13 protein-coding genes are annotated in these 12,605 nt (G+C 62.2%); 3 read left to right on the forward strand and 10 right to left on the reverse strand.

All coding sequences use genetic code 11. The features are described from left to right. Positions 1-6 precede the first annotated feature (6 nt). Positions 7-708: a DUF1223 domain-containing protein gene (locus tag IE095_RS02700; protein ID WP_229804426.1), complete on the reverse strand. Its 702-nt coding sequence runs from the start codon at positions 706-708 to the stop codon at positions 7-9. 232 nt (positions 709-940) lie between these two features. Here IE095_RS02700 and acnA point away from each other — a divergent pair, with 232 nt between their 5' ends. Then, positions 941-3,628 carry an aconitate hydratase AcnA gene (acnA, locus tag IE095_RS02705; RefSeq protein WP_189410047.1) on the forward strand — a complete coding sequence of 896 codons (2,688 nt, stop codon included), beginning with the start codon at positions 941-943 and terminating at the stop codon, positions 3,626-3,628. A gap of 48 nt (positions 3,629-3,676) precedes the next feature. Here the strand turns inward: acnA and IE095_RS18550 are convergent, their stop codons facing one another. Beyond that, the gene (locus IE095_RS18550; RefSeq protein WP_268247705.1) at positions 3,677-4,894 is read right to left on the reverse strand and encodes a calcium-binding protein; all 1,218 of its coding nucleotides are present in this window, start codon (positions 4,892-4,894) and stop codon (positions 3,677-3,679) included. A 74-nt stretch (positions 4,895-4,968) separates the two neighbouring features. Further along, positions 4,969-6,135, reverse strand: a complete 1,167-nt coding sequence (locus IE095_RS02715; RefSeq protein ID WP_189410048.1) for a calcium-binding protein — start codon at positions 6,133-6,135, stop codon at positions 4,969-4,971. Positions 6,136-6,356: 221 nt separating this feature from the next. Here IE095_RS02715 and IE095_RS02720 point away from each other — a divergent pair, with 221 nt between their 5' ends. Next, positions 6,357-6,503 (forward strand): hypothetical protein, encoded by a 147-nt coding sequence (locus IE095_RS02720; protein ID WP_189410049.1) that lies wholly within the window; start codon positions 6,357-6,359, stop codon positions 6,501-6,503. Between the two features lie 2 nt (positions 6,504-6,505). Here IE095_RS02720 and IE095_RS02725 read toward each other — a convergent pair whose 3' ends face one another. The 6 genes from IE095_RS02725 to ccmA are packed head-to-tail and all read right to left on the reverse strand — an operon-like array spanning position 6,506 to position 10,094. Continuing rightward, positions 6,506-7,363, reverse strand: coding sequence for a calcium-binding protein (locus IE095_RS02725; RefSeq protein WP_189410050.1), 858 nt, complete (start codon positions 7,361-7,363; stop codon positions 6,506-6,508). 58 nt (positions 7,364-7,421) lie between these two features. Beyond that, entirely contained in the window at positions 7,422-7,925 is a 504-nt protein-coding gene (locus IE095_RS02730) for a DsbE family thiol:disulfide interchange protein (protein ID WP_189410149.1), read from the reverse strand. 7 nt (positions 7,926-7,932) lie between these two features. After that, positions 7,933-8,088, reverse strand: coding sequence for a heme exporter protein CcmD (gene ccmD, locus IE095_RS02735; protein ID WP_189410051.1), 156 nt, complete (start codon positions 8,086-8,088; stop codon positions 7,933-7,935). Continuing rightward, on the reverse strand, positions 8,081-8,815 hold the full coding sequence (locus IE095_RS02740; protein WP_189410052.1) for a heme ABC transporter permease: 735 nt from the start codon (positions 8,813-8,815) through the stop codon (positions 8,081-8,083). Before IE095_RS02740 ends, ccmD begins: the two co-directional genes overlap by 8 nt. Positions 8,816-8,856: 41 nt before the next feature. After that, positions 8,857-9,513 carry a heme exporter protein CcmB gene (ccmB, locus tag IE095_RS02745; RefSeq protein WP_189410053.1) on the reverse strand — a complete coding sequence of 219 codons (657 nt, stop codon included), beginning with the start codon at positions 9,511-9,513 and terminating at the stop codon, positions 8,857-8,859. Then, positions 9,510-10,094: a heme ABC exporter ATP-binding protein CcmA gene (gene ccmA / locus IE095_RS02750; protein WP_189410150.1), complete on the reverse strand. Its 585-nt coding sequence runs from the start codon at positions 10,092-10,094 to the stop codon at positions 9,510-9,512. The genes ccmB and ccmA overlap by 4 nt, the downstream gene beginning before the upstream one ends. A 93-nt stretch (positions 10,095-10,187) precedes the next feature. Here ccmA and IE095_RS02755 point away from each other — a divergent pair, with 93 nt between their 5' ends. Next, positions 10,188-11,180, forward strand: coding sequence for an aldo/keto reductase (locus tag IE095_RS02755; RefSeq protein ID WP_189410054.1), 993 nt, complete (start codon positions 10,188-10,190; stop codon positions 11,178-11,180). A 126-nt stretch (positions 11,181-11,306) separates the two neighbouring features. On the opposite strand, the gene serS is transcribed toward IE095_RS02755, so the two are convergent. After that, positions 11,307-12,596, reverse strand: a complete 1,290-nt coding sequence (gene serS / locus IE095_RS02760; RefSeq protein WP_189410055.1) for a serine--tRNA ligase — start codon at positions 12,594-12,596, stop codon at positions 11,307-11,309. Positions 12,597-12,605: the final 9 nt, after the last annotated feature.

Consider the following 12,605-nt stretch of genomic DNA (forward strand, 5'->3'; position numbering starts at 1 on the left):
CTGCCGCTATTCCACCCGCGCCGCGGCCAGAATTTCACCCGGCCCTGCCCTTTGCACGATGATCACCGCCGGGGCATCGCCCGCAATCGCTGCTGAAATTTCCAGCGGCGCTTGGCCATCCCATTCTGCCAAACGCTCCCAACTGGTCACCACATTGTGGTAGGTGATCGTTTGCCCCGCATTCTCACCCCGCTCGATGGTCACCACCTGCTCCGGCGTATAGCGCACCAACTGCACCGCCAAGGGATGATCCTGCGCCACCAGTGCCTCGGCCCGCACCGTCAGTGTCTCGCCCGCCCGCTCTACCGACAGCCCTACGGCCGGGGCGCTTTCCGCCTTGGCCTTGATCTGCTGCCAGATCCCTTCGACACCGTGATCCTGGTCCGCCACCTGACCCGCAATGATCAGCTGCGGCGTATAGACCATCTTGCTGCCTGTCGCCTTGGCATAGGCGTGCTGACGCCGCGTGAACCCCGGCTGCGCAAAAACATCCGCCCAGCCAATGTAATCCCAATAGTCCACGTGCAAGGCCAACGGAATCACCCCGGCATCCTTGGTCAACTCACCCAGAAACGCGTCCGCAGGCGGACAGGACGAACAACCCTGCGAGGTATAAAGTTCCACCACCACGGCCTGTTGGGCCACGGAGGCAAGGGGCAGGCTGGCCAGCCAAAGCCCAATGGCCCCGGCCGCGAAAGATCGTGGCATGTTATCCCCGACGAATGACTGACTACCCCCGCAGCCGTCTTAGCCCCCCATCGCCCCCCGTGCCAATCAAGGATTTGCGATTGGGGCGTGACTGATGCAGCGCCGCCTCTGGACAGGATCGGCATACATTGGTATACAATCCAGCATTCGCTTGCATGGTCATCAATTCTTAGCCAAATGACCGCAAGAAGACGCAACGCAGCCCAAGCCATGCCAACAGCAGGAGGCCCCGATGACCGTCACCGTCGGACATGACAGTGCAAAGACCCGCAAGACCATCAGCGCGGGGGGCAAGTCGATCGACTTTTATTCCATCCCCGCCGCACAGGCCGCAGGGCTTGGCGATTTTGAAAACCTTCCGGCCAGCCTCAAGGTCGTGCTGGAAAACATGCTGCGGTTTGAAGACGGCAAGACGGTCACCGTCGATGACATCCGCGCCTTTGCCGAATGGGGCGCCAAGGGCGGCAAGAACCCGCGTGAGATTGCCTATCGCCCGGCGCGCGTGCTGATGCAGGACTTTACCGGCGTTCCGGCCGTGGTCGATCTGGCCGCGATGCGCGATGGCATCCTTGGCCTTGGCGGCGATGCGCAAAAGATCAACCCGCTGGCCCCCGTCGATCTGGTGATCGACCATTCGGTGATGATCGACGAATTCGGCCATCCCCGCGCCTTCCAGATGAACGTGGACCGCGAATATGAACGGAACATGGAACGCTATGTTTTCCTGAAATGGGGACAAAAGGCGTTCAACAACTTCCGCGTCGTGCCGCCCGGCACAGGCATCTGCCATCAGGTGAACCTCGAATATCTGGCGCAAACCGTCTGGACCGACAAAGACCAGAACGGGGTAGAGGTCGCCTATCCGGATACCCTTGTCGGCACCGACAGCCACACGACCATGGTGAACGGCATGGCCGTTCTGGGCTGGGGCGTGGGGGGCATTGAGGCTGAGGCCGCGATGCTGGGCCAGCCCGTGTCGATGCTGATCCCCGAAGTCGTGGGCTTCAAACTGACCGGCCAAATGGTCGAAGGCACAACCGCCACCGATCTGGTGCTGAAAGTCGTGCAGATGCTGCGCAAACATGGCGTGGTGAACAAATTCGTCGAATTCTATGGTGAGGGGCTGGACAACCTGCCGCTGGCCGACCGGGCGACGATTGCCAACATGGCCCCGGAATACGGCGCCACCTGCGGTTTCTTCCCGATCGACAACGAAACCCTGCGCTACCTGCGCAACACCGGCCGGGATGAGGCACGGATTGCGCTGGTTGAGGCTTATGCCAAAGAAAACGGCATGTGGCGCGGCGCGAACTACAGCCCGATCTACACCAGCACGCTGGAACTCGACATGGGCAGCATCGTTCCGGCCATTTCCGGACCGAAACGCCCGCAGGACTATCTGCCTTTGACGGATGCCGCCTCGGGCTTTGCCAAGGAAATGGAAACCAGCTTCAAACGCCCGATGGGTGTGGAAGTGGCCGTGGATGGGCAGGATTACAAACTGTCCTCAGGCAAGGTCGTCATTGCGGCGATCACCTCCTGCACCAACACCTCAAACCCCTATGTGCTGATCGGCGCGGGGCTTGTCGCCCGCAAGGCGCGGGCGCTGGGTCTGACCCGCAAGCCTTGGGTGAAAACCTCGCTCGCCCCCGGAAGCCAGGTCGTATCGGAATATCTGAACGCGGCGGGCCTGCAAGAAGACCTCGATTTCGTGGGCTTCAACCTCGCGGGCTATGGCTGCACCACCTGCATCGGCAACTCGGGCCCCTTGCAGCCCGAAATCTCCAAGGCAATTGCCGAGGGTGATCTGGTGGCAACGGCTGTCCTGTCGGGCAACCGCAACTTTGAAGGCCGGATTTCGCCGGACGTGCGCGCCAACTATCTGGCTTCGCCCCCCCTCTGCGTGGCCTATGCCATCGCAGGCGATATGAACATCGACATCACCAAAGACCCCATCGGCACCGGGCCGGAGGGTCAGGCGATCTACCTCAAGGACATCTGGCCCACCAACAAGGAAATCGCCGACATCGTGCATCAGGTCGTCACGCGTGAGGCGTTCCTGAAGAAATACGCCGATGTCTTCAAAGGCGACGAAAAGTGGCAGGCGGTGCAGGTCACGGAACGCGAAACCTATGACTGGCCCGCGTCTTCGACCTATATTCAGAACCCGCCCTATTTCCAGGGCATGTCGAAAACCCCGGGCGTGATCAACAACATCACCGGGGCGCGGGTGCTGGCGGTGCTGGGCGACATGATCACCACCGACCACATCTCGCCTGCCGGTTCGTTCAAGGCGGGCACGCCTGCGGGCAAATATCTGGTGGAACGTCAGGTTCCGGTTTCCGAGTTCAACTCCTATGGGGCCCGTCGCGGCAACCATGAGGTGATGATGCGCGGCACCTTCGCCAACATCCGCATCAAGAACGAGATGCTGGATGGCGTTGAAGGCGGCTACACCATCGGGCCGGATGGGGTGCAGACCTCAATCTATGACGCCTCGATGGCCTATCAGGCGGCGGGCACGCCCTTGGTGATCTTTGGCGGCATTGAATATGGCGCGGGCTCTAGCCGTGACTGGGCGGCCAAGGGCACGGCCCTGCTGGGCGTCAAGGCGGTGATCGCGGAATCCTTTGAACGCATCCACCGTTCGAACCTGGTGGGCATGGGCGTCATCCCGTTCGAATTCACCGGCGGCGACACGCGCAAGACGCTGGGCCTGAAAGGCGATGAGGTTGTCAGCATCAGTGGGCTTTCGGGCGACCTGAAGCCGCTGTCGTTGGTGCCCTGCACCATCCGCTATGCCGATGGCACGGAAAAGACGATCCAGATCAAATGCCGCATCGATACGGAAATCGAGGTGGAATATGTCGAACACGGCGGCGTGCTGCACTATGTGCTGCGCGATCTCGCCTCGGCCTGATCTTTCAAAGGCCCCGGAAACCACGCGTTTCCGGGGCCTTTCTCTTCCTTAAAACACGAAATCCCCGGCGCGCAGATCATCCTTGTCGATGCCCACCAGCACGATGATCGTCCCGTTCGCCTCAATCACGGCATCCGCCCCGACCTGCCGCAGATGGTTCGCCTTCAAATCTGCAAACCCGGTGATCTGCGTCAGTTTGTGCAGGTTCACCACATCGGCCTCTGGCCCTGACAGGGTGAAATCAACAATCCGATCCTGACCACCCGCCTTGGCAAAGATGAACGCATCCTGCCCCGCGCCGCCCTCCAGCCGGTCAAACCCCTCGCCCCCGGCAATCTGGTCATCGCCATCGCCGCCATAAAGGCTGTCGCGCCCGCCAAGCCCCTGCAACCGGTCATTCCCCGCCTCACCCGCCATCCGGTCGCGGGTCGCGGCATGGCCGGTGATGCGGTTGTTCAGCGTGTTACCGAGGAAATCGACCAGATCCATCGTGCCGACAATCGTCATGCCCGCCAGTGTCACATGCTGATCTATCCGCAATTCGACCCTCAGAGTGCCCAGATTGGTCCTGATCGTGCCAACCGGGGAAATCTGGTTCTTGGCGAAAGCGCCGGAATCGATCATCACAAGCGCCCCGTCTCGGATATCCAGCGTTTCGACCGAGGCGAAACTGCTGTCCGTCAGATCAAGGAAGCCGTGACCCAAAAAGATGTTGCGGATGATCACCGTATCCTGGCCTTCACCCAGATTCAGCAGATGCGCCCGGCTATAACCCGGTTCGGTGGCACGGTTGTCCGTCATCAGGATCACCCGATCCGCCCCACCCCCGGCCTGAACCTGATCCGCCCCCCAGTCCTGCATGTTCTCCACCCCGCCGCCCAACGTGAAGACATCCGCCTTGGCCCCGCCCATCAACACATCGGAACCCACACTGTCCTGCATCGTCACCGGCGTTGCCGCCAACAGCTGCGCAATTCGGTTGTCCACATCGGCGAAATTCCAGCCCGTCAGACCCGAATAGCGGGCCACCGTCTGATAGGTTCCATCCGTTGCTTGCAGATCGAACCCCGTCACCTTCCCGCCCGTCGGCGTGTTGCCCGAAAAACTCAGGTTGCTGCCGTGAAAGATCACAACCAGACCGTTTTCATATGCGGCCCGCACCGACCCGCCGTCAGCGGACAGATTGACGATGGCCCCCGCCATCATCACCCGCAAATCGCGCAGGTTCACCCCACCAAACACCGGAAACAAAGCGACATTGGCCATGATGTTCCCCATTAGAAATGCCGGGCGCGACTCTACGCCCCGCATGAGGTTTCACCTAATGGCAAATCCCGCCGCTAAAACAGAAAGAAATCCGCCTTCAACTCGGCCTTGCTGACCCCCTCCAGCACCAGCTGATCCCCCTGACCAAAGCGCAGCACCACGTCTTCGCCCACATTCCGCGCATGGTTCTTTTTCAGATCGGCCAAGCCCGTCACCCCATCCATCCCCCGCAGGTCGATCACATCGCCCGCAAAGTCGGTGATCACATCCATCCCCCCCGCGCGGGCAAAGACAAAGACATCGCGCCCCTCACCCCCGGTCAGCCTGTCATTCCCCGTGCCGCCGTTCAGCGTACCCGCCCCGCCCAAGCCCGACAGCACATCCCTATCCCCACCGCCCAGCAGCAAATCGCGTGAGGCGGCGTTGCCCGTCAGAATATCCTCGCTCGCCTTGCCCACCACCTGCACCCGCCCCGGCCCGGCGATGGTCTGCCCTTGCAAATCAATCTCGGGCGCACCGCTGGACACAATGGTCAAGGTCGCCCCCTTGGCCAGTTGAAACGACGCATCCTCCCCCAGGCGCGAGGATTCAAAGCTATCCGCCCCCAACCGCAATTCCGCCTTGGCTGCCAGCACAAACCGCTCAAATCCGGTCATAAAGATCTTGCCCAGATCCAGCACCCCCTGCGCCCCCAGACCGTTCGTCACCCGCAGCGTGTCGCGCCCCTCATCCCCGAACAGCATGATCTCTGGCCCCGCCACCCCCCGCTTCAGCGTGTGCATGATCAGCAGATCATCCCCCCCGCCGACATTGATCGACCCGCCACCCGCCTTCCAAGTCACCGTATCGGCCAGATCGCTGGCGATGATCCGGTCATCCCCCGCCCCATCTTGAATGGTCATCGCTGTCGCCGCCAAAGTGTCGCGAAAGCTGGCGCTGTAAAACTCGCTGAAATCCCACGCCCCGCCCGACAGCGTCACCGTGCCCCGAACCTGCATCCCCTGATCGCTATCCTGCACCAGCTCGATCTTGCGGATCGTGCCCCCCGTCGGCTGAACGCCCGTCATCACCAGACCCGAGCCGATCACCCGGACGTATTCCGTGGCCCCCACTTTGATCAGCCGCGCGTTTTCATCGCCCGACACGATCACCGGGATAAAGCCAAAGGTCGAACTGATCAGATCGTTCATATCTGCCACCTGCCCGGTCTTGGTCAGAAGCGTCACGGTTGCTGTTGTCATCTTGGTCCCCCTGTTTCGGGGCACAGAGACCGGCACAGGCTTTGGCATGCAACCCGTCCAAAGGTCGCGTGGCGTAAACGTTACAGTTGCGCCCCCACCGCTTACCCCGCGCTAACCCTTTGTGGATTTATTGCTGGCCCAAGGCGCGCGATTTGCCGCCTGTAAAGGATTGCCCGCCAGAATAGTGCTGCAAGGAAACCCAACTGTAACAGGTATTTACGATGTATTACTCCACTCTTCCCGACCATCTGAAACCCCGCCTGCCCCAGCGCCAGCCGACGCTGATCGAATGCTTTGCCGGGGTCATTCCCTGGGGCGAATTGACGCTCGCAGGCATCTTGCTGACCGGCTGGTGGATCGTCGGCTGACCTCAGATCAGAAAGTCAGACTTTCCCAGATCCGCAGGGGCGGTGTTTTCGATCACGATCACCGTCCCGTTGGCCCGGATCACCGTATCATCCCCGCTGACCGTCATATGGTTCGCCTTCAGATCCGCAAAGGACAGAATGTCCGACAGCGCACGGATGTCGATGATGTCTGACTCCGCCCCGCTGGCCACAAAACCTTCAATCGTGTCACGCCCCTGATTGCGGCCAAAGACATAGGTATCGCGCCCCGCCTGCCCGATCAGCGCATCATTGCCCGCCCCGCCCAGCAGCCGGTCCTCTCCCTCGCCACCATCCAACGTATCGCGCCCGCCCATGCCGTGGATCGTGTCGTTGCCCCCTAGGCCCCAGACAAAATCCCGCATGGCGGCATTGCCCTTGATCAGGTTCACCTCATTGCTGCCTTGCAAGATGCTGGACAGCGGTCCCGTCACTTTCATCGCCGAAAGATCAATGTCCTCGGGCTGGTCCCAAAGCGTCGAAACCCGGAAAGAGGCCCCCACGGCCCCCACAATCTCAGCATCGGCGGCCAGCCCATTGCCAATGCTGGCAGCTTTAAAGCTCGCGGGCAGGTTCTCGGCAAACACAACCTTCTCAATGCTGACCAGCGTCGCATTGGTCAAAAGCGCAATGCCATTCACCCCATGCGCATTCAGCAGAACCAAGGTATCCAGACCCGCCCCGCCATGGATGCTGAACATATGCGGAATCACCGGACTGCCATTGCTGAACTGCGCGTTCAGGCGAATACGGTCATTGCCCGCCAGCGCCGTCACGGTGTCAAACGTGTTGCCGTCAAATGTGATCGTGTCGTTGCCGGTCGTGCCGGGATAATCGGCCATGATAAAACTCCTGCTGAAAACAGGTCCAATCTATCATAGCCGCGCAAAAGCCCAAAGCCTATTCACCCAACGCCGCCTTCAGCGCCGGGACAAAGCGTTGCTCATAATCGCTGCCGACCAGCGGCCCGGCAAAGCGCAAGATCACCTTGCCCTCACCATCCAGAATAAAGGTCTCGGGCACGCCATACAGCCCCCAATCCAACCCCATCCGGCCGTTGTCGGCCCCAATTGCGGTAAAGGGATCGCCCAGTTCCGCCAGAAACGCCGCCGCCTTGGCAGGCTCATCCTTGTAATTCACGCCGTAAACCGGAATACCCTGCGCCTGCAAATCCATCAGCACCGGATGTTCCACGCGGCAAGGCGCGCACCAACTGGCCCAGAAATTCACCAGCTTGATGCCCGGCGCCCGCAGATCGGCATCGCCAAACCCTGCATCCGCCAAAGTCACCGGCGGGGCAAGCTTCCCCTCAGCGACCGAAGGCAGCATATCGGGATTGTCCCGCTGCATCCCCAACCAGAACACCAGTGCCAGCCCCGCGAACAGCAGCGGCGGCAGGATCATGAACAGCCTATTCACCGCGCGTCACCCGCGCCTCGGCCCGGTTCAGCGCCTGTTTCATCCGCCGCGCCTGCCAGATCGACAGGGCCACGACCAAAGCGATCAGGGCCAGCGACGCCGCATAAGAACCCAGCACCGCAAAAGCATATTTCCCCAGATCAGGCATCGGCCATCCTTTCGCGGGCTTGCAAGGCTTGCAGGCGACGGGCGCGAATTTCCGTGCGCGTGCGCAGCAGGACAAGCGCCACGAACATCAGCACGAAACCCGCAATGCACAGCAGCAGAGGCAGCCAGAACACATCGGAAATATTCTCTTCCTTATCAAGGCTCAGGCTCGCGCCCTGATGCAGCCCCTGATTCCAAAAATTCACCGCATAGCGCGACAGGACAGCAAAGACCGATCCCACGATGCACAAAACCCCGGTCAAATCGGCGGCCACATCGGCTTGCTCAATCGCCGACCAAAGCGCGATATAGCCCAGATAAAACAGCCCCAACACCAGAAACGCCGTCAGCCGCGGATCCCAGGCCCACCAGGTGCCCCACATCGGCTGGCCCCAAAGCGCACCAGTGATCAACGCGATCAGCGTGAACACCAGTCCAACGGGGGCAGCGGCACGGGCGGCCAAGGCGGAAACATGGTGACGGCGGATCAGCCAGATCAGCGACGCGACCAGCATCATCACCCAAGCATTGATCGCCATCATCGCGGCGGGCACATGCAGATAGATGATCTTGACCGTCGCCCCCTGCTTGTAATCATCGGGCGTCCAGAAAAACCCCCAGATCAGCCCCGTGGTCAAGGTGGCTAGGGCCAAAAGGCTGACCCAAGGCAGCAAGGCCCCAGACAGGCCCATGAACCGTTTCGGATTGGCGAATTCCCAAAGTGACATGATCTGTCGCTAATGCCTTCCAAGGGCGGGGGCAAGCCACCTCACCGCAGATTGACCCGCAGCGCAAAGGCCGCCGCAAAGGGCAGCAGCGCCGCCACCCCCAGCGAAATCCCCGCCAGCAACAACAGGGGCGTGTCCAACGCCTGCCCCATCGCCCCTCGCCGCGCGACCTCCGCCCCAAAAATCAGCGTCGGCACATAGAGCGGCAGCACCAGCAGCGACAGCAGCAACCCGCCCCGCTTGATCCCCACCGTCAGCGCCGCACCAAAGGCCCCGATCACCGACAGTGCCGGCGTTCCAAGGGCCAGCGAGGCGACAAGCCAGACATAGCCCGCCCCCGGCAGATTCAGCAGCAGCGCCAGCACGGGCGAGGCCAGCGTCAGCGGCAACCCCGTCACCAGCCAATGCGCCAAGGCTTTCATCGCCACCACCCCCTCCATCGGCAGGGGGGCCGTCGCCAGCAGATCCAGCGACCCGTCCTCATAATCCAGCGCATACATCCGGTCCAGCGTCAAAAGGCTGGCGAGGGCGGCACCCACCCACAAAACCCCCGGCGCAATCCGCGCCAAAGTGGCCGGGTCCGGCCCCACGCCCAAGGGCACCAGCACCGCCACCAGCAGAAAGAACGCCAGCCCCAACCCGAACCCGCCGCCCGAACGAAAGGCCAAGGCCAGATCCCGGATCAAAAGCGCCCTCATGCCGCCCGCGCCTTGTAAGGGGTCAGGTCCAGCAGATCCGCCTTGATCCCCAGATCAATATGCGTCGCCAGCAGCGCCGCCCCGCCCTTGGCCAGATGCTCCGCGATCATCGCCGCAAACAGACCGACCGAGGCCGCATCCAGCGACACCGTCGGCTCATCCAGCATCCAGACCTTCCGCCCCGTCAGCAGCAACCGCGCCAGCCCCAGCCGCCGCTTTTGCCCCGCCGAAAGACTGCCGCCGGGGCGGTCGGCCAACGCCACCAGACGCATCGCCACCATCACATCCTCTGTCAAAGACGTGCCGTAAACATCAGCCCAGAAACGCAAATTCTCCGATACCGTCAGCGTCGCCTTCACCCCGTCGCTATGCCCCGCATAGGCCACATCGCCCGGATCAATGCTGCTTGAACCACCCAACGCCGGCTGCAATCCCGCCAGCGTGCGCAGCAGCGTCGTCTTGCCCACCCCATTCGGCCCGCGCAAAATCAGCGCCTGACCGGGCGCAAGGCTGAACCCCACCCCCGTCAGCACAGGCATCCCGCCCCGCGTCACACCCAGATTTTCCACAGTCCAGACCATGCCTTGGCCTAGCCGATCTCGCCCCGCCGCGAAAGGGCTGGAAATCGCCGGGAAATGTGCCATCTAACCGATAATACCAAACAGGAGCCCGCCATGACCCTTCCCGCCCGCCCCCTTGGCCGCATCGGCCGCAACGTGAACCCCATCGGCTTTGGTGCCTGGGCCATCGGCGGTACCTGGGGTGAGGTGTCCGAGGCTGACGCCAAAGCCGCCCTCCACGCCGCCCTCGATTCCGGCACCGATTTTCTTGATACCGCCGATGTTTACGGCGATGGCCGCTCCGAACGCATCATCGCCCAAGTGCTGGCCGAACGCGGCGGCGACCGTCCCTTTGTGGCCACCAAGGCCGGGCGGCGGCTGAACCCCCATACCGCCAGCGGCTACAATCTGGCCAACTTGGAAGGCTTCATCGACCGCTCGCGCCAGAATTTGCAGATGGACACGCTCGACCTCGTGCAACTCCACTGCCCGCCGACCGAATCCTATGACGATGCCGCCCTTTTCGACGCACTGGAAACGCTCAAAGCCAAGGGCAAGATCGCCCATTACGGCGTCTCGGTCGAAAAAATCGCCGAGGCGGAACGCGCCATCCAATGGCCCGGTGTGCAGTCGGTGCAGATCATCTGGAACATGTTCCGCCAGCGCCCCGCCGAATCCTTCTTCCGCAAGGCGCGGGCGGCACAGGTCGCGGTCATTGCCCGCGTGCCCCTCGCCTCGGGCCTTCTGACCGGCAAGATGAGCGCGCAAAGCCAATTCGCCGCCGATGACCACCGCAGTTTCAACCGGAATGGTGAGGCTTTTGACAAAGGCGAAACCTTCTCGGGCGTGCCCTATGACGTGGCCTTGGCCGCAGTCGAAGAACTCCGCCCGCTGGTGCCGGGCGGCACGACGATGGCGGCCTTTGCCCTGCGCTGGTGCCTGATGGATCCGGCCGTGACCGTGGTCATTCCGGGGGCCAAGAACGCCGCTCAGGCGAATGGCAACGCCAGCGCAGGCGATCTGGCCGCCCTCGATGCAACCACAATGGCGGCGGCGAAGTCAGTCTACGACCGCCTCATCGCCCCGCATGTGCATCATCTGTGGTGAGCCCCCACCCCCATCCCCTCCCCACAGGGGGGAGGGGCGAGGCAAAGAACCAAGCGACCACATCTGAAACAAAGCGCATTCCCCTCCCCACTGTGGGGAGGGGCTAGGGGTGGGGGGCCAAACGGCCTAAACCAACACCCCATCCGCCGAAACGCGCGTCTTGCCGCCCAGATAGGGATGCAGCACCGCCGGCAGATCGACCGAACCATCCGCCTGCTGCCCGTTTTCCAGCACCGCAATCAGCGTGCGCCCGACAGCCAGACCCGAGCCGTTCAGCGTATGCACGAACTCGGGTTTCCCCCTCGCAGGACGATAGCGCGCATTCATCCGCCGCGCCTGAAAATCACCGCAGACCGAGACCGAGCTGATCTCGCGATATTTGTTCTGCCCCGGCAACCAGACCTCCAGATCATGCGTCTTGATCGCGCCAAAGCCGATGTCGCCACCACACAGCACAATCACACGATAAGGCAGGCCCAGCTTTTGCAGCACCGCCTCGGCACATCTGGTCATGCGTTCATGTTCCGCCAAGCTGGTTTCCGGCGTCGTGATCGACACCATTTCCACCTTTTCAAACTGGTGCTGGCGCAGCATCCCCGAGGTATCCTTGCCCGCCGAACCCGCCTCAGACCGGAAGCATTGGGTATGCGCCGTCATGCGGATCGGCAGCAGGCTTTCATCCAGAATCTCGCCCGCCACCGTGTTGGTCAGCGTGACTTCCGATGTCGGGATCAGCCACCAACCGTTCGTCGTCTGATAGCTGTCCTCGGCGAATTTCGGCAGTTGGTTGGTGCCATACATCGCGTCTTCTTTCACCAGAACCGGGGTCCAGGTTTCTTCCAGCCCATGTTCGTTCACATGCAGGTCCAGCATGAACTGCGCCAAGGCGCGGTGAATGCGGATCATCGCCCCGCGCAGAACCACAAAGCGGCTGCCCGACAGTTTGGCCGCCGTCGCAAAGTCCAACCCCGGCTTGGCCGCCGGAATGTCGAAATGTTCAACGGGCGTGAAGTCAAAGTTGCGGGGCGAACCCCAGCGGCGGATTTCCACATTGGCATCCTCATCCGCGCCTTTCGGCACGTCGGCATGCACCACATTCGGAATCCGCATCAGCGCATCGCGCAATTCCGCGTCCAGACGATCCGCCTCGGCCTTCAGCCGCGCTACCTCGTCCTTCTTTTCCGCTACCAGCGCCCGCAGCCGCTCAAACTCGGCATTGTCGCCGCGCGCCTTGGCCGCGCCCACATCCTTGCTGGCCGCGTTCTGCGCGGCTTGGGCGGTTTCGCCCGCCAGAATGGCCTCACGCCGGGCCTGATCCATCGACAACAGCCGCGACGATTCCCCGGGCAGGTTCCGGACCGCCAGGGCGGCGTCGAAAGCGGCAGGGTTTTCGCGGATGGCGCGGATGTCGTGCATGGCGTCCTC

Source organism: Neogemmobacter tilapiae (assembly GCF_014652215.1).
Lineage (GTDB): Bacteria > Pseudomonadota > Alphaproteobacteria > Rhodobacterales > Rhodobacteraceae > Neogemmobacter > Neogemmobacter tilapiae.